The sequence below is a fragment of the Streptomyces anulatus genome, from assembly GCF_000721175.1.
GTDB lineage: Bacteria > Actinomycetota > Actinomycetes > Streptomycetales > Streptomycetaceae > Streptomyces > Streptomyces anulatus_C.
In genome coordinates this window covers 83,461-103,109 of sequence record NZ_JOEZ01000030.1, presented here as the reverse complement: position 1 = coordinate 103,109, position 19,649 = coordinate 83,461, and the positions used below count along the sequence as shown (strand labels likewise).

Annotated in this window: 15 protein-coding genes and 2 pseudogenes; 8 read left to right on the top strand and 9 right to left on the bottom strand. The window is 74.0% G+C overall.

Annotated elements, in window-relative coordinates; genetic code table 11:
* The first annotated feature begins 149 nt into the window (after positions 1-149).
* Together IG90_RS44965 and IG90_RS0129765 are read left to right on the top strand one after the other, a co-directional pair.
* Positions 150-302, top strand: coding sequence for a hypothetical protein (locus IG90_RS44965; protein ID WP_164494007.1), 153 nt, complete (start codon positions 150-152; stop codon positions 300-302).
* Complete coding sequence (locus IG90_RS0129765; RefSeq protein ID WP_030591215.1) at positions 299-1,504, top strand: PucR-like N-terminal domain-containing protein; 1,206 nt, start codon at positions 299-301, stop codon at positions 1,502-1,504. The genes IG90_RS44965 and IG90_RS0129765 overlap by 4 nt, the downstream gene beginning before the upstream one ends.
* 88 nt (positions 1,505-1,592) lie before the next feature.
* Here the strand turns inward: IG90_RS0129765 and IG90_RS0129760 are convergent, their stop codons facing one another.
* The 3 genes from IG90_RS0129760 to IG90_RS0129750 are packed head-to-tail and all read right to left on the bottom strand — an operon-like array spanning position 1,593 to position 5,182.
* The gene (locus tag IG90_RS0129760; RefSeq protein ID WP_030591210.1) at positions 1,593-2,378 is read right to left on the bottom strand and encodes a 3-oxoacyl-ACP reductase; all 786 of its coding nucleotides are present in this window, start codon (positions 2,376-2,378) and stop codon (positions 1,593-1,595) included.
* 5 nt (positions 2,379-2,383) lie between these two features.
* A complete protein-coding gene (locus tag IG90_RS0129755) occupies positions 2,384-3,766 on the bottom strand; it encodes an aldehyde dehydrogenase family protein (RefSeq protein ID WP_030591208.1) in 1,383 nt (460 codons plus the stop codon).
* 51 nt (positions 3,767-3,817) lie between these two features.
* On the bottom strand, positions 3,818-5,182 hold the full coding sequence (locus IG90_RS0129750; protein ID WP_030591206.1) for a glutamine synthetase family protein: 1,365 nt from the start codon (positions 5,180-5,182) through the stop codon (positions 3,818-3,820).
* Between the two features lie 139 nt (positions 5,183-5,321).
* Between IG90_RS0129750 and IG90_RS0129745 the strand changes: the two genes are divergently transcribed.
* The 3 genes from IG90_RS0129745 to IG90_RS0129735 all read left to right on the top strand — a co-directional run bounded on the left by IG90_RS0129745 (position 5,322) and on the right by IG90_RS0129735 (position 8,518).
* On the top strand, positions 5,322-6,035 hold the full coding sequence (locus tag IG90_RS0129745; protein WP_106972994.1) for a FadR/GntR family transcriptional regulator: 714 nt from the start codon (positions 5,322-5,324) through the stop codon (positions 6,033-6,035).
* Positions 6,036-6,205: 170 nt separating this feature from the next.
* Positions 6,206-7,675, top strand: a complete 1,470-nt coding sequence (eat, locus tag IG90_RS0129740; protein WP_030591202.1) for an ethanolamine permease — start codon at positions 6,206-6,208, stop codon at positions 7,673-7,675.
* Positions 7,676-7,768: 93 nt separating this feature from the next.
* Positions 7,769-8,518, top strand: coding sequence for a gamma-glutamyl-gamma-aminobutyrate hydrolase family protein (locus tag IG90_RS0129735; RefSeq protein ID WP_030591199.1), 750 nt, complete (start codon positions 7,769-7,771; stop codon positions 8,516-8,518).
* Here the strand turns inward: IG90_RS0129735 and IG90_RS0129730 are convergent.
* From IG90_RS0129730 to IG90_RS0129720, 3 genes are all read right to left on the bottom strand, one after another.
* A complete protein-coding gene (locus IG90_RS0129730) occupies positions 8,421-9,179 on the bottom strand; it encodes a hypothetical protein (protein ID WP_030591196.1) in 759 nt (252 codons plus the stop codon). The genes IG90_RS0129735 and IG90_RS0129730 overlap by 98 nt on opposite strands.
* Positions 9,180-9,278: 99 nt before the next feature.
* Positions 9,279-9,860 carry a TerD family protein gene (locus IG90_RS0129725; RefSeq protein WP_030591193.1) on the bottom strand — a complete coding sequence of 194 codons (582 nt, stop codon included), beginning with the start codon at positions 9,858-9,860 and terminating at the stop codon, positions 9,279-9,281.
* Between the two features lie 72 nt (positions 9,861-9,932).
* Positions 9,933-10,508, bottom strand: a complete 576-nt coding sequence (locus IG90_RS0129720; protein WP_030591190.1) for a TerD family protein — start codon at positions 10,506-10,508, stop codon at positions 9,933-9,935.
* A gap of 238 nt (positions 10,509-10,746) precedes the next feature.
* Here IG90_RS0129720 and IG90_RS0129715 point away from each other — a divergent pair, with 238 nt between their 5' ends.
* Complete coding sequence (locus IG90_RS0129715; protein WP_030591187.1) at positions 10,747-11,178, top strand: BlaI/MecI/CopY family transcriptional regulator; 432 nt, start codon at positions 10,747-10,749, stop codon at positions 11,176-11,178.
* A gap of 2 nt (positions 11,179-11,180) precedes the next feature.
* Positions 11,181-12,116, top strand: a complete 936-nt coding sequence (locus tag IG90_RS0129710; protein WP_030591184.1) for a M56 family metallopeptidase — start codon at positions 11,181-11,183, stop codon at positions 12,114-12,116.
* 194 nt (positions 12,117-12,310) lie between these two features.
* On the opposite strand, the gene IG90_RS0129705 is transcribed toward IG90_RS0129710, so the two are convergent.
* From IG90_RS0129705 to IG90_RS42595, 3 genes and pseudogenes are all read right to left on the bottom strand, one after another.
* Positions 12,311-12,514: a twin-arginine translocase TatA/TatE family subunit gene (locus IG90_RS0129705; protein WP_030591181.1), complete on the bottom strand. Its 204-nt coding sequence runs from the start codon at positions 12,512-12,514 to the stop codon at positions 12,311-12,313.
* A 288-nt stretch (positions 12,515-12,802) separates the two neighbouring features.
* Positions 12,803-13,951: a winged helix DNA-binding domain-containing protein gene (locus IG90_RS0129700; protein WP_030591178.1), complete on the bottom strand. Its 1,149-nt coding sequence runs from the start codon at positions 13,949-13,951 to the stop codon at positions 12,803-12,805.
* Between the two features lie 158 nt (positions 13,952-14,109).
* Positions 14,110-14,700, bottom strand: a pseudogene (locus IG90_RS42595) (FAD-dependent oxidoreductase); the annotation flags it as partial.
* Here IG90_RS42595 and IG90_RS0129690 point away from each other — a divergent pair.
* Positions 14,585-19,552, top strand: a pseudogene (locus IG90_RS0129690) (HEAT repeat domain-containing protein); the annotation flags it as partial. The pseudogenes IG90_RS42595 and IG90_RS0129690 sit on opposite strands and share 116 nt — an antisense overlap.
* Positions 19,553-19,649: the final 97 nt, after the last annotated feature.

Genomic DNA, 19,649 nt, shown 5'->3' with positions numbered 1-19,649 from the left:
GCACGGGCCCCGGGCCGGTCAAGCCCTTGATTGGCGTGAACAGTAAGCACGCTCTTGACGGATGTCAATGTGCTGTCGACACTGTGTCCCAGCCGGAGGGGCCCGGCTGAAGGGGTGGGGATCGTCTCCAGCAAGGAGCTGACCCGACTATGCGCAGACTCATCGCCGCCGCTGTCACCGTCCTGGTGGCCGCGACGCTCGCCGTTGGCGCGGCGGTCGGTGTCGTGGCACTGCTCGACGCCACCCCCGACCAGCCCAATACGCCCTTGATCAGCTATGACACCGGACCGGCGGCTCCGTGACGCGCCCCGCCTGGCAGGACGTCCCCCGGTCGAAGCTCGATCGCTTCGAGGCCATCGCCCGGTCCGAGGCCCCGGAGCTCGCCCAGACGATCCTCTGCCAGATCCGCCAGGAATATCCCTATCTGCACCTGGTCGAGGACGAGTCCGGGGAGCCGCTGGCCCTCGTCGGGATCCGCCGCGCCATCGAGGGCTTCGTCCACAACCTCACCGCCGGCGCCCACCCACGGGTGCCGCCTGAGATGTTCCAGGAGTTCGGGCGGGGCGAGGGGCTCGAGGGCCGCAGCCTCGACGCGCTCCAGGCCATCTATCGCCTCGGGGTCCGGCTCACCTGGCGCAGGCTCGCCGAGATCGGCCAGCAGGTCGACATCCCCGCGCCCGCCATGTACGAGCTGGCCGAATCGGGATTCGAGTATCTGGACGGGCTCGTGGAACAGTCGGTACGGGGCTACGCCGAGGCGGCGGCCCGGCGTGCCAGTGAACGGCTCCGCCTCCAGCGGCAGCTCATCGATCTCCTCCTCGTGGAACACCGCGGGGATGTGTCCATGACCCTGGCCGAGCGGGCCGCCCGCATCGGCTGGGAGCTCCCGGAGACGATCGCCGTGGGCGTGCTCATGCGCCCGGCCCGCGAGGCCGTGGCCCCCGCGGTGGGGCAGGGCATCCTGCTGGAGATGGAGAGCGAGCAGCCGCGCATCGTCATCCCGGATCCGGACACGGCGGGCCGTGCGGAGATCCTGCGGCGAGCCACGGCCGGCTGGTCCGGGGCGATCGGCCCGGCGGTCCCGCTGGCGGCGGCGGCGACCTCGCTGCGCTGGGCGGAGACCGCCGTCCAGTTGATCAAGAAGGGCCTGCTGCCGCAGGGCGAGGTGCTGTACTGCACAGAACGGACGGAGGAACTGCTGCTGCTCCCCGCCCATGAGCTGATCGACGCCGCAGCCCGCCGTTGCCTCGCCCCGCTGGACGGCCTCAGCCCGACCCAGACGCGGCGCATGGCGGAGACGCTGCTCGCCTGGATCGAGACCCCCGGCGGCGCCTCCGATGTCGCCGCCCGCCTCGGTATCCACCCCCAGACGGCCCGCTACCGGCTGCGGCAGATCCGCGAGCTGTGGGGCGACGCCATCGACGAACCGGACCAGCGCTTCGAGATGCTCCTGGTGCTCCGGGCCCGACGTCTGCGGGGCGATCCGGCCGCGGCCCCGGGCTGAACGACGGCGGAGCGGCCGGACGTCCGATGACGTCCGGCCGCCGGGACCGCAGGAGACCGCCGGGATCGGGCCGGGGCCGGGGCCGGGATCAGACCGGGGTGACGTACGCCCCCGCGATCCCGCCGTCGACCAGGAAGTCCGTGGCGTTCACGAACGAGGAGTCGTCGCTAGCCAGGAACGCGACGGCGGCGGCGATCTCGGTCGGCTCGGCGAACCGTCCGACCGGGATGTGCACAAGACGCCGGGCGGCCCGCTCCGGGTCCTTGGCGAACAGCTCCTGGAGCAGCGGTGTGTTGACCGGACCGGGGCACAGGGCGTTGACCCGGATGCCGTCGCGCGCGAACTGCACCCCCAGCTCGCGCGACATCGCCAGCACTCCGCCCTTGGACGCGGTGTACGAGATCTGCGAGGTGGCGGCGCCCATCCGGGCCACGAACGAGGCCGTGTTGATGATGGAGCCCTTGCCCTGCGCGCGCATATAGGGGATGGCCGCCTTGCAGCAGAGGAACACGGAGGTCAGGTTGACCTCCTGCACCCGCCGCCACGCCTCCAGGCCGGTGTCCAGGATGGAGTCGTCGTCGGGCGGCGAGATCCCCGCGTTGTTGAACGCGATGTCGACCGAGCCGTAGGTGTCGAACGCGGCCTTGAAGAGGGCGTCGACCTGCTCGGCGTCGGTGACGTCGGTACGGACGAAGAGCCCGGCGGCCTCCTCGGCGGCGGCCTTGCCGCGATCCTCGTCCACATCGGCGCAGACGACGTGCGCGCCCTCGGCGGTCAGCCGCCGCACGGTGGCCAGGCCGATGCCGCTGCCGGCTCCGGTGACGACGGCGGTGCGGCCGACCAGGCGGCGGCAGACGGAAGAAGTGTCGGTCATGGTGCTCAGGCCTCCGTGCTGATGAAGACGTTCTTGGTCTCGGTGAAGGCGGCCAGGGCGTCCGGGCCGAGCTCGCGGCCCAGGCCCGACTGCTTGTAGCCGCCGAAGGGGGTCGAATAGCGCACGCTGGAATGCGAGTTGACGGAGAGGTTGCCCGCCCGCAGCCCCTGCCCGAGGCGCAGCGCGCGGCCGACGTCCCGGGTCCAGACCGAGCCGGCGAGCCCGTAGTCGGTGGCGTTCGCGAGGCGCAGCGCGTCCTCCTCGTCCTCGAACGGCACGACCACCGCGACCGGCCCGAAGACCTCCTCCACGGCCACCGGCGCATCGGGCGAGACCCCGGTGAGGACGGTCGGCGGATACCAGAACCCGGGGCCCTCGGGGGCCGTTCCGAGGATGGTCCGTACACCGTCGGCTCCCCGGCCGCCGTCGACGAGCCCTCGGACCCGGTCCCGCTGGACGGCCGAGATCAGCGGCCCCATCTGCGTCTTCTCGTCGTTCGGGTCGCCCACCACGACGGCGGACACGGCCGGGACGAGCAGGTCGAGGAAGCGGTCGTACACGGACCGCTCGACCAGGATGCGGGTGCGGGCACAGCAGTCCTGGCCGGCGTTGTCCAGGAAGGACATCGGGGCGGCCGCCGCCGCGGCCTCCACATCGGCGTCGGCGAAGACGACGTTGGGGCTCTTGCCACCCAGCTCCAGGGTGAGCCGCTTCACGCGCTCGGCGCAGCGGGTCATGATGTGCTTGCCGGTCCGGGTGGAGCCGGTGAACACGATCTTCGCGACGCCCGGATGCTCGACCAGGGCGCTTCCGGCCACCGGCCCCTCGCCGGGCAGCACCTGGAACAGCCCGTCGGGAAGGCCTGCCCGCAGGGCGAGTTCGGCCAGTCGGAGGGCGGTCAGCGGGGTCGTCTCGGCGGGCTTGAGGAGGACGGCGTTGCCCGCCGCGAGGGCCGGGGCGAGACCCCAGGCGGCGATCGGCATCGGGAAGTTCCACGGGGCGATGACGCCGACGACGCCCAGCGGCTCCAGGATGGTGAAGTCGATGCCGCCCGCCACCGGGATCTGCCGGCCCAGGAGCCGTTCGGCCCCGCCCGCGCTGTAGTCGAGGAGATCGCGTACGTTGCCCGCCTCCCACCGGGCGTTGCCGATGGTGTGGCCGGCCTCGCGGACCTCCAACCGGGCCAGTTCCTCGATGTGTTCGTCGACGACGACGGCGAAGCGGCGCAGCAGACGGGCCCGGTCGGCGGGCGCGGCGGCCGCCCAGGGCCGCTGGGCCGCGGCGGCGCGGGTGACGGCGGCGTCCACATCGGCGGCGGAGGCGGCGGGCACGGTGGCGACGACCTCGGCGGTCGCCGGGTTCAGGACGTCCAGGGCGGGTTGTGACACGTACGGACCCCGATCACGGAAGGTGGTGGTGGTGCGGAGGTGTTCTGGCTGTCAGAGGCGTTCGAAGGAGCGGCGCAGCTCCCAGTCGGTCACCGCGGAGTCGTACGCGGTCAGTTCGACTCGGGCCATGTTCAGGTAGTGCGCGACGACCTCCTCGCCGAAGGCCTCCTTGGCGATGGGGCTGGCCTCCCACAGCTCGGCCGCCTCGCGCAGCGTCGTCGGCACCTGGTCGTAGTCCCCGGTGTACGCGTTGCCCGTACAGGCCTCGGGCAGCGGCAGCCGGTGCTCGACCCCGTACAGTCCGGCGGCGACCAGACCGGCGACGGCCAGGTGCGGGTTGACGTCCCCGCCGGGCAACCGGTTCTCGAAGCGCATCGAGCGCCCGTGGCCGACGACCCGCAGGGCGCAGGTGCGGTTGTCGACGCCCCAGGCGACGGCGGTGGGAGCGAAGGAGCCTGGCTGGAAGCGTTTGTAGGAGTTGATGGTGGGCGCGTAGAGGAGGGAGAAGTCCCGCAGCGCGGCGAGCTGACCGGCCAGGAAGTGCCGCATCAGCTCGGACATGCCGTCCGGGCCCTCGCCCGCCATCAGGTTCTCGCCCCCCTCGTCGGTCAACGAGAGGTGGATGTGGCAGGAGTTGCCCTCGCGCTCGTCGTACTTGGCCATGAAGGTCAGCGAGACGCCCTCCTGGGCCGCGATCTCCTTGGCGCCCGTCTTGTAGACGGCGTGCTGGTCGCAGGTGGTGAGCGCCTCGTCGTAGCGGAAGACGATCTCGTGCTGACCGGGGTTGCACTCGCCCTTGGCGGACTCGACGGTCAGCCCGGCCTCCTGCATCTCGTTGCGGATCCGGCGCAGCAGCGGCTCGATGCGCCCCGTGCCGAGGATCGAGTAGTCGATGTTGTACTGGTTGGCCGGGGTCAGCCCGCGGTAGTCGCGGTCCCAGGCCTCCTCGTAACTGTCCCGGAAGACGATGAACTCCAGTTCCGTGCCGACCTGCGCGGTGCAGCCGAGCTCCGCCAGCCGGTCGAGCTGGCGGCGCAGGATCTGACGCGGCGCGGCCACCACCGGACTGCCGTCGTGCCAGGCGAGATCCGCGATCAGCAGAGCCGTCCCCTCGTGCCAGGGGACGGGGCGCAGGGTCGCGGCATCCGGGACCATGCCGAAGTCGCCGTAGCCGTTCTCCCACGAGGACATCGCGTAGCCGTCGACGGTCCGCATCTCGGTGTCCACGGCCAGGAGGTAGTTGCAGCCCTCGGTACCGTGCTCCAGCACCTCGTCGAGGAAGAACCCGGCCGCGAACCGCTTCCCCTGAAGCCGGCCCTGCATGTCCGGGAAGGCCAGCACCACGGTGTCTATCGACCCGTCCGCGACACGTGAGCGGAGCTCGTCGACGCCGAGCGGGGGTGTGCGGTCTGCCACGGGATGCCTCCTTGGGTGAACCGGGAGGCATAAGGTATGACAGAGAACCATTGCTTGGGAAGGGGATCCGCCAGTGGTCACGAGGAGAAGAGCGGACGACACCCGTCCGGCGGTAGGGGCGGCGGGGGAGGGGTGCGACGTGCCGGCCGCCCGGCCGGCCTCCGTGCTGCGACCGGTCCGCGCGGGCAACGGCTTCGAGGAGGCGCTGGAGCAGATCCTCCAGCTCCTGCGCCTCGGCCTGGTCCCGCCGGGTGAACGCCTCCCGTCCGAGCGCGAGTTGTCCCAGCACCTGAGGATCAGCCGGGTGACCCTGCGCGAGGTCCTCAAGGTCCTCCAGGACCAGGGCATGGTCGAGAGCCGCCGCGGCCGCTACGGAGGAACGTTCGTCCTGCCGCGCACCGCCGCCCCCGGCGGCGGCGACGAACTGCGCCGCCGCATCGCCGCCGTCGACGTGGAGGACACCCTGCGCTTCCGCGAGGTGCTGGAGGCCGGGGCGGCGGGCCTGTGCGCCGAGCGGCTCCCGGCGGACGGCGAGACCCGGCTGCGGGTCGCGCTCGACGCGACGCAGGGCGCCCGGCTGGAGGACTACCGCCGCCAGGACACCCTGCTCCACCTCACGCTCGCCGAACTCTCCGGCTCTCGTACGCTCGCCGCCCAGTACGCCGCGGTCCGGGCCACCCTCAACGAACTGCTGGACTGCATCCCGCTGCTGGTGCGCAACCTGGAGCACTCCCAGCGGCAGCACGCGGCCGTCGTCGAGGCGGTGCTCGACCGGGACGCGGACGCGGCGCGCGAGATGATGCGCGAGCACTGCGGCGGCACGGCGGCGCTGCTGCGCGGCTTCCTCGCCTGAGCCCCGGCGCGCTTGAGCGGCGAGCGGCGCGGAGTCGAATCCGTAACCACTCTTCAACGCACGGCCCTTGCCATTCGCCCCCACGTTCCACAAAGGTGTGCCGACGAACCTTTGACCGACGCAGTGCCATCGACTCCCGTCGGCGGAGTCGACAGACATCGGGAGCGCTCATGGCTCAGGGAACCGAAACACCCGCCGGACCGCCCGGGGGCGCAGGCCCGGGGACGTCCGGCACGGACGCGTACCTTCACCGCCGGACCCTGCGCCGGGGCAGCGCCGGCTGGCTCCTGCTGACCGGGCTCGGCGTCGCCTACGTCGTCTCCGGCGACTTCTCCGGCTGGAACATCGGCCTGTCCAAGGGCGGATTCGGCGGACTCGCCGCGGCCATGGTCCTGATGGGCGTCATGTACGCGTGTCTCGTCTTCGCGCTGGCCGAACTCTCCGCCATCCTGCCCACGGCGGGCGGCGGTTACGGCTTCGCCCGGCGGGCGCTCGGCACCTGGGGCGGCTTCCTGACCGGTACGGCCATCCTCATCGAGTACATCCTCGCCCCCGCCGCCATCTCCCTGTTCATCGGCGACTACGTGGAATCGCTCGGCCTGTTCGGCCTCACCTCCGACTGGCCCGTCTACCTCGCCTGCTTCGCGATCTTCATCGGCATCCACCTCTGGGGAGTCGGCGAGGCACTCCGCTTCAGCCTGGTGGTGACCGCCATCGCGGTGGCCGCGCTGCTGATCTTCGCCGTCGGCGCGTTCACCGAGTTCGACGCGGGCCACCTCGACGACATCCCGGTGGACACCACCGCCTTCGGCTCCAACTCCTGGCTGCCGTACGGACTTCTGGGCATCTGGGCCGCCTTCCCGTTCGGCATGTGGTTCTTCCTCGGGGTGGAGGGAGTGCCGCTCGCCGCCGAAGAGGCCAAGGACCCCATCCGCTCGATGCCGAAGGCCCTGGCCATCTCGCTCGCCGTACTGGTCTTCCTGGCCCTCATCACCTTCGTCTCCGCCACCGGCGCCCAGGGCGCCAACGCCATCAAGGAGGCCGGGAACCCGCTCGTGGTGGCCCTGCAGGGCACCGGCGAGCCGACCGCCCTGAGCCGCTTCGTCAACTACGCGGGCCTCGCCGGACTGGTGGCGTCCTTCTTCTCCCTGATCTTCGCCGGATCCCGTCAGCTGTTCGCCCTCTCCAGGGCCGGCTACCTGCCACGCTTCCTGTCGCTGACCAACCGCCGCAAGTCCCCCTACCTGGGCCTGCTGATCCCCGGCGTCATCGGGTTCACGCTCGCCGCCTGGAGCGGCAACGGCGGCCGGATGCTGAACGTCGCCGTCTTCGGCGCCACGATCAGCTACGCCCTCATGGCGCTCTCCCACATGGTGCTGCGCCGCCGCGAACCGGAGCTGCCGCGCGCCTACCGCACCCCCGGCGGCGCGCTCACCTCGTCCGTGGCGTTCGTTCTGGCATGCTCGGCTCTGGTGGCGACCTTCCTGGTGGACCGCGACGCGGCGTTCATCGCGCTCGGCGTGTACGCGGTCGCGCTGGCCTACTTCGCCTTCTACAGCCGCCACCGGCTGGTCGCGGGAGCCCCGGAGGAGGAGTTCGCCGCGCTGGCGGAGGCCGAGGCCGAACTCGCCCGCGACTGAGCCCGCCCGGGCGACGGGCCCCCGCCTCCGGAGGCGGGGGCCCGCCCCCTGAAAGCGACCACGTGATCACCCCGACCCGAAGGAGTACGTTCCATGCCCCGGCCCGTCATCGGCATCAGCACCTATCAGGACCCGGCCCGCTGGGGTGTGTGGGAGATGCCGGCGGTGCTGCTGCCCGCCGGCTATCCCCGACTCGTCCGGGCGGCGGGCGGACTCGCGGTGCTGCTGCCGCCCGACGACGCGCCGGACGCGGCCCGGGACACCGTCGCCGCCCTGGACGGGCTGGTGATCGCCGGGGGAGCGGACGTGGAGCCGGCGCGGTACGGAGCGGTCGCCGACCCCCGTACCGGCCCCCCGGCCCGCGAACGCGACGCCTGGGAACTGGCGTTGATCCGCGCGGCGATCGCGCGGCAGGTCCCCCTGCTCGGCATCTGCCGGGGCATGCAGCTGTTGAACGTCGCCCTCGGCGGCACCCTGCACCAGCATCTGGACGACCACACCGGCGGCCCCGGCGTCTTCGGCAGCCACCCGGTGACCCCCGTGCCCGGTACCGCGTACGCGGACGCCGTGCCGGAGACCGCCGTGGTCCCCGCCTACCACCACCAGGCGGTCGACCGCCTCGGCGCCGGTCTGGTGGCCTCGGCGCACGCACCCGACGGGACGGTGGAGGCCCTGGAGCTCCCCGGGCACGGGAGCCTGGTGCTCGGGGTGCAGTGGCACCCGGAGATGGGCGAGGACACCCGGGTCATGGCCGCGCTGGTCCGGGCCGCCGCGGGACGGGCCCGCCGGAGCCGTCGAAGCCGGGACCGGAGTAGTCAGGTCCTGCGAACGCCGGTGAGCTGAAACGGGAGCCGTGGCCCGCGCCCGGCCCCCGCGCGGGCACCGCCGCCTCGGCGAGCTCCTGGAGGAGGAACGGCCGGATCCCCCGGTCGCGCAGCGCCGCGAGCCAGGCCTCACGGGAGTCTTCGAGAGCCGGGGACCGGTCGGGCCCGGATGCCGTGCCGCCCGCCGGCTGCTTCGCCGCCTTGCGGTAGAGGGCGACGACGCTGACCAGGCCCGTGGCTCCCGCGACCACCAGACTGAGCCAGCCGACGCCGACCAGGGTGCCCGCCAGGTCGGGCAGTGCCTCGGCGAGTCGCAGCCCGTACCCGAGGAGCAGGAACGTCGCCGCGGCCACGGCGGCGAGCACCGGCGTCAGCACCCCGAGGACCGCCAGCACCCCCGCACCCGGCCGCTCCTGATCGCCCGGCCCGGAGAGCGGCGACATCCCGGCGTCCCGTCGCGCGCCGCGCGCCTGCCGCCGCAGGGCCGCGTACCGCCGGTACTCGGCGTCGGAGGCCGCGGTGGTGTACGCGACGGCCGCCAGGCCCCGGACGCGCAGCCGGTCGCCGGGGACTCCCGAGCGTTCGAGCAGCTGTCGGATCTCCGGGGAGCCGATCACCTCGTCGAGTGCGCTCACGTAGTCGGATCTGTCCTCGTCCCCGAGCCGGGAAGGTCTGCCCATGCTGTTCCTCGGTCCATACCTGTGGGTGGTCCGTACGGCTGCCCGCGGGGGTGCGCACGTGACCCGTACGACACCCCCGCCGCTGTCCGGTGAGGCGTCCTAGAGGTGCTGCACGACCGCGGGCATGAGGTCCTGGAAGGTCCGCCCGTCCGCCGCCGCGCCGATCGCGGTCATCTGCCAGCCCGAGCCGGTCCGCTGGACCTTGGCCATGATCTGGGCGGTGTGCCGCCCGCCGCCGGTCAGCGTGTACCGGGCCAGCTCCTGGCCGTTGCTCTCGTCGACCAGACGGCAGAAGGCCGCCTCGACCTCCTCGAAGGTCTGGCCGGTGAACGAGTTCACCGTGAAGACGATCTGGTCCACATGGACCGGCACGCGCCGCAGGTCGACGACGATGGACTCGTCGTCGCCACCCTGGCCCGCCCCGCCGACCCGGTTGTCCCCGGTGTGCTGGACCGAACCGTCGTCACTGGTCAGGTGCTGGAAGAAGACCACGTCCTGCGGGTCCGGGCCCGCGAAGAGCACCGCCGAGGCGTCCAGGTCGATCTCGCGGGCGGTCAGCCGCGCCAGAAATCCCTTACGGGGAGCGGACTTCCAGCCCAGACCCATCCGTACGACGCCGAGTTCGCCGCCGCCGGACTTGGTGAGGCTGACCTGCTGGCCCTTGGTGAGGTTGATCGTCATCGTTCCGCCTTCGGTGACTGGGTGCCTGTGATGGCTTCGGTGGTCGTGCGGTGCTGTCCGGAGCCCGGCGGCTCAGAGAGTGACGCCGAAATCGGCGACGATGCCGCTCAGGCCGGATGCGTAACCCTGCCCGACCGCGCGGAACTTCCACTCGGCGCCGTGCCGGTACAGCTCACCGAAGACCATCGCCGTCTCGGTGGAGGCGTCCTCGCTCAGGTCGTAGCGGGCGATCTCCGCGCCGCCCGCCTGGTTCACCACACGGATGTACGCGTTGCGCACCTGGCCGAAGCTCTGGCCCCGGCCTTCCGCCTCGTGGATCGACACCGGGAACACGATCTTCGCGACGGTCGCGGGCACCGAGGCGAGGTCGACCTTGACGATCTCGTCGTCGCCCTCGCCCTCACCGGTGAGGTTGTCGCCGGTGTGCTCGACCGAACCGTCGGGGCTCTTCAGGTTGTTGTAGAAGATGAAGTGCTCGTTGGACTGCACCTTGCCCGCCTCGTCGCAGAGCAGCGCGCTCGCGTCCAGGTCGTAGTCGGTGCCTGTGGTGGTGCGGACGTCCCAGCCGAGACCCACGAGGATCGCGGTCAGCCCGGGAGCCTCCTTGCTCAGCGAGACGTTTCCGCCCTTGGCGAGGCTGACGCCCATGATGTTCTCCCTTGTGCGGTGACGGGTGTTCACGTGGTGGCGGCCACGCCACGGGTGACGGCGCGGACACGCTGCGGTCCGGGATGAAATCTACAGCACTGTAGATTTTCGGGGCCAGGAGGCGAGCGGCCCGACCCCGGTCGGTGGCCGGTCCCGCCGCAGGCTGGATACGATTTCTTGATGCCCGGCAGGCGAAGCGCCACGCCCGGGCGGCCGAACGGAGAAAAGGGGTCGGGCCGTGGACGCCGAAGGAGCCGGTGGCGAGCGGGAAGCGCCTGTCCGCAGGCGTGGCCAGGGCGAGCTGGAGGCCCAGGTGCTGTCGGTGCTGGGCGGGGCGAGCGAGCCGGTGACCGCCGCTTGGGTGCTGGATCGGCTCGGCGCGGGCCTGTCGTACAGCACCGTCATCACGATCCTGACGAGACTGCACGCCAAGCAGGCGGTCACACGCACCGGACGGGGGCGCCCCGTCCTGTGGGAGCCCGTGGCGAACGAGGCGGGGCTCGCCGCCCTGCGGATGCGCCGGCTCCTCGACAAGCAGAGCGACCGCGACGCGGTGCTCTCCAGCTTCGTCTCCGTCCTCTCCCCGCACGACGAGGAGCTCCTGCGGGCCCTGCTCGCCGAGAGCGGTCCCGACGGCCCCGGGGCGCCCTCGGACCGGCCGGAGCGCTGACGATGGGCGTCTTCGTCTACCTGCCCCTCGTCCTGCCAGTGACCGCGTTGCCGATCGCGCGCCTGGCCGAGCAGCACCTGCACCCCCGCAGGGCCGCCCGGCTGCTGACCACCGTCGCCGTGATCCTCGCCTCCTGCAGCCTCGTGTGCCTCGGACTGCTGGTGGTCGTGGGCACGGCCCAGCTGCCCGGCAACCCGCTGCCCGACGGCTGGTCCGACGACGAGGTCCGCGAGGCCGTGCCGCACGACGCGTTCGCGGGCAAGGCGTCCATCCTGGCGCTCGTCGCCGTCACGGCGGCCTGCGGGTTCACCGTCCACCGCCATTACCGCTTCCGGGCGCGGGCCCACCGGGCGCTCGCGGCACTGCCGGGCGGCGACGGCGTCGCCGTGCTGCCCGACGACGTCCCGTACGCCTACGCGCTCCCCGGCTCCCCGGGGCGGGTGATGGTCTCCACCGCCCTGCTCGCCTCCCTCGAACCGGCCGAGCGCCGGGCGCTGTTCGCACACGAACGGGCCCATCTGGCGGGCCGCCACCACCGGTTGCTGCTCGCGACGCGGCTGGCCGGCTGCGTCAACCCCCTGCTGTGGCCGCTGCTCGGGGCCCTGGTCTACAGCACGGAGCGCTGGGCGGACGAGGAGGCGGCCCGGGTCACCGGCGACCGCCGGCTGACCGCACGCGCGGTCGGCAAGGCGGCGCTCGTCTCCCGTCCGGCCCCCGGCGGCACGGCCTTCGCCGCCTTCGCCGCCGCGGGACCGGTGCCGCGCCGAGTGGCGGCGCTCCTGGGCCCGGTGCCGCCGGACCGCGGCTGGCCCCCCGCCCTCACCCCGGCCGGCGCGGCCGCGTTCGTCGCCGCGGCCGGGACGACCGTCTCCGCGCTGTCCGCGCTGAACGCGGCCGTCGCGCTGTTCCTCGTCCTGGAGGCGGCGACGCCGCTGTAGCGCGGGATGTCAGGCCCGCCGGACCGCTCCGGCGGGCCGACGCCGCCGGGCCAGGACCCACTGGCGTCCAGCGCGGCGACCGCCTGGGTCCACCTGAGGTTCCGCGCCCGGCCGGCATCGAGAGTTCCGTGCCGGTCCGAACCCGCCCCGCCGCGCCCCGCCCACAGTGTGGTGGACGACGGCCGGCGCCAGGGCTACGGCGTCTCTCGTTCGGTCGCCTCGCCGCGGATCACGCGGCGAGGCGACCGGGGCCCGTCGTCGTCCTTGAGAGCCTGCTTCTCGCTCTTGAGGATGCGCGCCGCCTTTCCGGCCGACCGCATGAGCTCGGGCAGCCTCTTCACGGCCAGCACCGCCACGATCACCAGGAGAAGGAGAGTGAGCTCGCCGATCCCGAACATGGTTGCTGCTTTCTCTGGAGCGGACTGGACGACGGGGCATCCGGATCCCTGACGGCCCGGCAGAAGTGAATCTACAGGGCTGTAGAGCATCCGTCCGCAGGTTCCGGCATCAGGCTTCCCGGCTCAGAGTCTGTCGGGTGACCTCTGGCCGGGGGCCACGCCCTGGCACGCACGCTTCCGGCGTTGCCGAGAGGTCCTGGTAGCTCCGCTACGAGGACCTCTCGGCGCCGGGGAATCGAACGCACCGGACCGCGTCCGCTTTCCGGTCGAAGGCCACCCGACAGGCTCTCAGCCCGCGGGCAGCAGCCGCACGGTGGCATCCGGGAGGCGGCCCCACCAGTGGCCGTAGCGCCGGTAGACCTCCGGTTCACGGTCGGCGAGGAACCCCACCAGCGACCGGGCCTCGACGGCGAGCCCCTCCCAGACCTCGTCGGGCAGGGGGTGGAACGCGGTCGTCTCCACGCCCCCGGTGACCGGCCGCCACACTCCGGCGACGTACCCGTCGACCAGCAGCGTCGGCAGGACGTCACCGTTCGCCCGGATCACGATCCTGCGGTACGCCTCCGGGAGGACCCGGCCGCGATCCGCGTACGCCAGCAGGACGCTGTCCCACATCGCCATCAGCCGTGGCGGTGCCGGCTCCGTCCCGTCCGGACGCGGGGCGCCCGGCAGGTCGAACAACTCCTCGCCCTCCGGACCCGTCAGCCGCTCCAGGCGCCCGGCGAGGTCCGCCAGCGCCGCCCGCGCCCTGGTCCGTGTGACCATCGCGAACTGCGCCACGTCCGCGACCGAGGCGGGCCCGAACCCCGAGAGGTAGCGCAGGACCAGCGTCCGCAGGGCGGCGGCCGACGCCTCCGGACCAGGATCCGTCCGCAGGGGACCGGTCCGGGGCGCTATGTACGAGGGGCGGTGACCGAACGACCACGGCGGTGCGGTGGGCGCGTGGAGCAGTGGTGTGTACTGCCGCAGCCCCCACCACGCGCCGGGCCTCGGCGGCTCGCCCAGCCGTTCGCCCAGCCAGGCCTCGCACTCGGCGGTGGTCCGGGGCCGGTCCGCGAACTCCAGCAGCCGGGGGACCAGCGCGTCGGCGTCCTCGGCCGTCAGCCCGGACGCGGTGAAGCGGGTACTCAGCCGGGACGCGCGCACCACCGGATGCATGGCCTCCCGGAACGCGGGGTGGTCCTCGGCGTGCACGGCATGGAGCGTCAGCCGCATCAGCGTCGCCTTGACGACGGCGTGCTCCGCGAACGCCGCGTCGAGACCGGCCGGGTCGAACTCCGTGAGCCGGTTCCAGAGGGCGAGGTAGGGCGAGGCCGGCTGCTGGGCCTGGAGTGCGACCACGCGCCGCACCCCCTCGGCGGCGTCCAGCGGCTCGCGCCGCAGGAGCAACTGGCGCGCGAGCGTGGAGCGGTTGAGCCCCTGCGCGGTGATCCTCATACCGTCATCGGTCCGTTCCTCCGGTCCACCGGTCACCTGTCGTCGAAACCGTACGCCGCCCGGCTCGCCGCCCGGACACCCGCCTCCGTCGGGGGCGTGGTTCTCGGGGCCCGGGCGACGGCCGTCCTCGTGCGCTGTACGGGGACATGCCTTCCGCGTCAGCCCTTCCGGGGCCGGCCGCCGCGCAGGCCCGGCCTCGGGGCCGGGACGAGGCGGAACGCCGTGCTGAGGACGTGGTCGATCACATCGCGCGCAGGCTTGTCCGTCAGGTCGGTGAGCAGGCGGGCCGGCGTGTCGAGGAGGAACGGCGAGCCCACGACGTACCGGTTGAGCACCGGCTGGAAGCCCGAGCGGCTGAAGATCAGGTCGCGGCGGTGTCGCCCAGGCGCGGTAGTAGCGGCCCCGGCGGCGGTTCATCTCCACCGGGCAGCCGCGCAGCACCTGTTCGCGACGGGGCCCCCGGGGGTGGGCCGCGGTCTCGGCGGGGCCCCCGGGGGTGGGCCGCGGTCTCGGCGGCGACCTCGCCCGCCTCATCGCCTGGCCGATGCCCTCGCCGTCCCCGGGCTGACCATCCCGCCGGAGTCGCCCACCAGCAGAAGCCCGCGTGCGTAGAGCGGATGGCGGTTGAAGCCGATGGGCAGGGCGGCGCCGCGGCCCGGGCCCTCCGCGTTCTCCTCGCGCGGCCCCCAGCCGGTTCCCGCTTCGCACAATCCCTTCGTCCACCGGATTTTGCCCCTGCCACGGCGGCGGCCCGCGGCCACATCATCGATCAGGGCGGGCCGGTGCGGTACCAGGCGTCGGAATATCCCGAGGCGGCAGAGTGAACCGGCCGTCTACGATCCGCCGGTGACCACCCTGCCGGACGAACCGATCCACGCGGCCCTCGACCGCGCCGACGCCGGTCTGCTCGCCCGGCTCCTCGACGCCCGTACCTGCCCGCCGGAGCTGCTCGGCCGGATGGTCCGGCACGCCGTGCCCCGGATACGGCACCTCGGCCTCGCCCTCCTGGTCGAACGCACGGACAGCACGGACAGCGCGGATGCCACGGATGCCGGAGACGGGGTGCGAGGCGGGGGAGAGTATCTGACCCTGATGGCCCGCCTGTTGCCCGATTTCGCGGGGGCGTCGCCCGAGGAGTCCCTCCTGCTCGCGGAGCTCCACGCCCGGCTCGCGAAGCGGAAGCCGCGGCACCGGCTGCCCGACTGGCGCGCTGCCGAGCTGCCCGCCCGGGTACGGATCGCCTGGCTGCGCGCCGAACTCCTCGGCGACCCGGCGGTCCTCCGTACGGAACCGGCGGGCGAACTCCTCTACCGGGCCGTCCGCGAGAGCGACGCCGCCGAAGCGCGCCGCCCCGACCTGCTCGTGGCCGAACTCGTCGACACCGGCGACCCGGTCCTCCAGGCCGAGGCGCTGCGGCTGGCCCGTGACGGGCTGCATGCCGGACTGCTCGCACCGGCGTTCGTACGAGGCCGGCTCGTCCGGCTCCTCGACGCGTCCGACCCCGACGTCGTGACCGGTGCGCTGCGCGAACTCGCCGAGCCCTGGGCGGCGGTGACCCCTTTGGACCCCTCGCTGCTGACCCGGCCGTCAGGGGCCCGGGACGGGCGGTCCGCCGATGGTCCGGGGGCCCGGGACGCCAGTGGGTGCGCCGGCCATGGCGGGCGTCCGACGGCGGCGCTCGCGGCCGCCGCTCTCGTCGCCGCGGCCCGGCACGGTCACCACAGGGTGCTGTGGACCACGGCCGAGGATCCGGCCGGGCCTCCGGCCCTGCGCCGGCAGGCCGTGGAACTCCTGGGCGAACAGGCGGAACGCACCGACATCGCCCGCCTGGTGGCCCTGGCCGCCACGGACCCCCTCCTGCTCGCCGGGCCCGTGCTGACCTGTCTGCGCGGACTGCACCGGCGTGGCCACTTCCCGGGCGATCCGGACGCTGGGCCGCTCCTCGCCCTGGCCCTGACCGACCACACCCTCCCGGCGGAGGACCTCGCCACGGTCCTCTACACCTGCCGTCGCCCACTGTTCGACGCCCTCGCCGACGCCCCGCCCACCGCCCCGGACTGGCCGCGCCGCCTGGAGCTGCTCGTCGCCCTGTCGCGGCAGGGTGCCGCCGACATCCCCATCGGCGAGGCCGTCGCAGGGCTTCTCCCCGCCGCCCGCGACCCGCGCCCGTTCCTCGACGCGATCCGCGTCCTGCGCCCCCCGGGCGCCGAGGAGGCCGTACTCGCCCTGCTGCCCACGGCCCCGGCCGCCGCACTGGACGCCCTGGAGGCCATCGGCGGTGACCGTACGCGATCGGTGCTGGCCCGGGGCTTCGGCGTCGGCGCCCCGGCGGACGGCCCGCCCACGGCCCCGGACGGATCCCGCCGCCTCCCGGTCGCACCCGAACTGCGCCCCGTACGGGACCGGGCACAGGCGATCCTGTGGCACCTCACTCCCGACCCCGGGCAGCGGCGGGACCTGCTCGACCGGCTCGACCCCCAGGCCCTCCCGCGCGACATCGAGGCCGACCTCGGCGCACCGGATGAGCGGGAACTGGCCGTCCTGCGCGCCCGCGTGGACGTGGACGACCCCGTGGCGTCGCTGTGCCGGATCGCGGAGTACGCCGGTACGGTGAGCCAGTCCCTCGTGGCCGGCCTGCTCCTGCGCGTCGTGCGTGATCTCGCGGCATCCCAGGAAGACGCTCCCGGCCCGCCCCGGCCGGACGGCGAACCGGAGTTGCCGCACGAGGCGTTGGAAGCGGTGCGCGCCCTCGGGCGCCGACTGCGGGGGCGGCGGCGGATCAGGCCCGTCTGTCTGCTCGACGCGCAGGACGACACCGGCGCGGGCCACGCGTTCCTCACCGCGACGGTCCTCGGTCTGCTGGAGCGCCCCGGGCTCACCGGCGCCGAACAGGCGGTGCTGCTCAAGGCGTTGCTCCAGTGCCCCGCGACCCCCTCCACTCGCGCCCGGGTGCACCGCCTGCTGCGCAGCCGCGACCCGCACGTGCGCAAGCACGTCATCGCCCTGCTGGCCCACGACGCCTCGGGCGAGGATGCCCGCGCCCTGTCCGCGACGCTCGTCCCGCTGACCTTTGACCCGGACGTCCGGACCGTACGGGCGGCCCTGCAGGCCCTGGGCACGGCACGGGCCCGCTGGGCGGGCGAGGCCGTCGCCGCCTGCCTCCATCACCCGAACATGAACATCAGGAAGACCGCGGCGGCCACCCTCCTCCACGCGGGCGCGCCCGCCTCCGTCCCGCATCTCCTGCGGGCCATCGCCCGCGACGACAACCCAGGGCTGCGGTCCGCACTGACACGGGCGCTGCGGGCCGTCCTGGGCCGCGCCTGCGCCGCCACGCTCCTCGCCGCCGCCGAGGAGGCGCGCGACGAGCACGCCCGCCGTCTCCTGCTGAGCGCCCTGGACCGCGAGGTGACCGCCCGCGCCGTGCTCGCCCTCGACGCGGGGGCCTCGCCGGTCGTCCCCGCCCTGCTGGCGCTCGTCGCCGACGGCGGCGTCCGGCTCGCCGCCGGCTCCGTGGAGGAGCTGGCGGAGCCCTTGGCCCGGCACGGTGTGGCGACGCCGCCCGCCGGCCGGGGCGGGGCGCCGGGCGGGTCCGACCCCGATGTGGCGGCTCTGCTGCGGGCCGGATGGGACCCGGCGCTCGCCCTGCGCATCGCCCGGCGTCCCGCACTCCCGGATGTTGGCGTGTCCGGCGAACTGCCCGCAGCGCGCGGCCTGTTGGGCTACTGGCTCGGCATGGCCGGCGGCGTCGGCGAGGCCGGACTCCGAAGCCGCCTCCTGCTGTGCGCTCTGCGCCTGTGCCCGGGGCCGTGGTCCGCCGACGAGGTGGCGGTACTCGCCCGGCACGCCGGTTCGGTGACGGACGCGTTCGACGCCGCCGCGGCCGGGGGAGAGGCGGCCGGGTCGGCCGGGGAGCTGATCGACGTCCTGCATGCCGTCGCACCGCGCCTGTCCGTCGTCCAGCGTCTCGGCGCCGTCGAAGGGCTCCGCGCCCTGCCGGCCGCCGACCCGGACGCCGGGCCCCGGCCCCGGACGGCCACCTCCACGCTCACGTTGCTCCGGCGGCTGGGCGCGGTGCTCGTCCGCGACGACCTCGACCGGGCCCTGGCCGCCGCCCACCTCGGCGCCGACCCCTGGCGAGCCGCGCCCGCGGTGCTCCGTGAGGCGTTCGGCGTACCGGAGGAGCAGGCGGCCGCCGGGGAACCAGCCGTGTGGCGCGCGCAGTTGACCGAAGCGGTGCGGACGCCCGAAGCGCTGGCGGAGTTTCGGGGGCGCGGCGCCACCGCCGGGGCCGGAGCCCGATGTGCCCCCGGTGCCTCCGGTACGGAAGGGGCCGGCCGTGTCCCCGCCGCGCCCGGGTCCCGGGAGCTGCTCTCTGCGCTCGTCGAGGCGTATCCGGGGGCCGCGCCCGGCGTGCGGGGGCGGCTCGTCGACTGGATGACCGAGCTCCAGCCGCTCGACGCGCCCGAGTGGACCATCGCCGAGACCAGGGCGGCGAGCGCGGCCGCCGGAGCCTCATCGCTTCCGGTGCGGGCGGACGATCTCGACCAGCCCCGGTCGGCCGCCCAGCGAGCCCGGTTGCTGGCCATGCTGGACGCCCGGAGTCCGGAGCGCCGCACCACCGCCGCGCGGGCCCTGGCCGACTGGCCCGAGCCGGAGACGTCGCTCGCCGTGCTGCGGGCCTATCTGCGCGGCCGGGTCGACGTACTCCCCGACGCCACCTCCCTGGACCTCCTCGCCCACCCCGGGGACCGCACCGAAGCCCACCTCGGAGGGGGTTGCGGTCGCCAGCCCGCCGTCGCGGAACTGACCGCCCACGGCGTGCGGCCCGAGCGGGTGCTGCGCTGGGCGGCCCGGCTGCCCGAGGACGACCTGCCCCCGCTCGTCCCGCTGCTCGTCCGGTGGTGGGAACACGGTCCCCCCGCCGTGCACCAGGCGGCCCGCACCACGCTGCGCAACGTTCGGGCGGATGTCCTCGCCCACCTCCTGGCGCCGCGTATCGAAGCGGGCGACCTCGGGCTGCTCGACCTGCTGACCGGCCTGCGCCTGCTCCGGACCCCCACGCTGACCAGGGCCGAGCGCCTCCTGCGCACCGGGGGCCGCGATGCCCTGGCCGATGCGCTCGTCCTCGTCGGCGGCCCCTTGCGCGCGCCCGGGGCCGAACACGAGGACGCCGCCGCGCTCGACGCCCTGCGCACCCCGTTCCGGACACCGGCGGCTCCGGCGGACCCCCCGTCGCTGCCGGAACTGCTGGGCCTCGCCCGCGCCGGAACGCCCGAGCAGACCCGCCGGGTGCTCACCCGGCTCGTCGAGGAGCACGCGCCCGCGCCCGGAGCCGTTCCGGACCCCGGGGTGCGGGCAATGGTCGAGGAGTTGCTGCGCCACCCGCGTACCGGGGTGCGCCTGCACGCCCACCGGACCTCGCGCGCCCTGTTCGACCGGGACACCCACGCCCGGCTCACCGCGCTCCTGCTGTCCGATCCGCTGCCGGACGTGGTGCGGATGGCGGTCCGTACACTCGGCCGCGCCTCCTGGGAGCCCGCGCTGCCCGATCTCGTCCGCCTCCTCGACCACGCGAAGCCGGTGGTCCGCAGGGCCGCCCGGGACGCGCTCGTCGGCTTCGGCGGGGCCCAGTATCGGGGCGACCCTCCGCCTTGCGATCGCACGCACCAGACGCCGCCGAGCCCGCCCTCCGGGC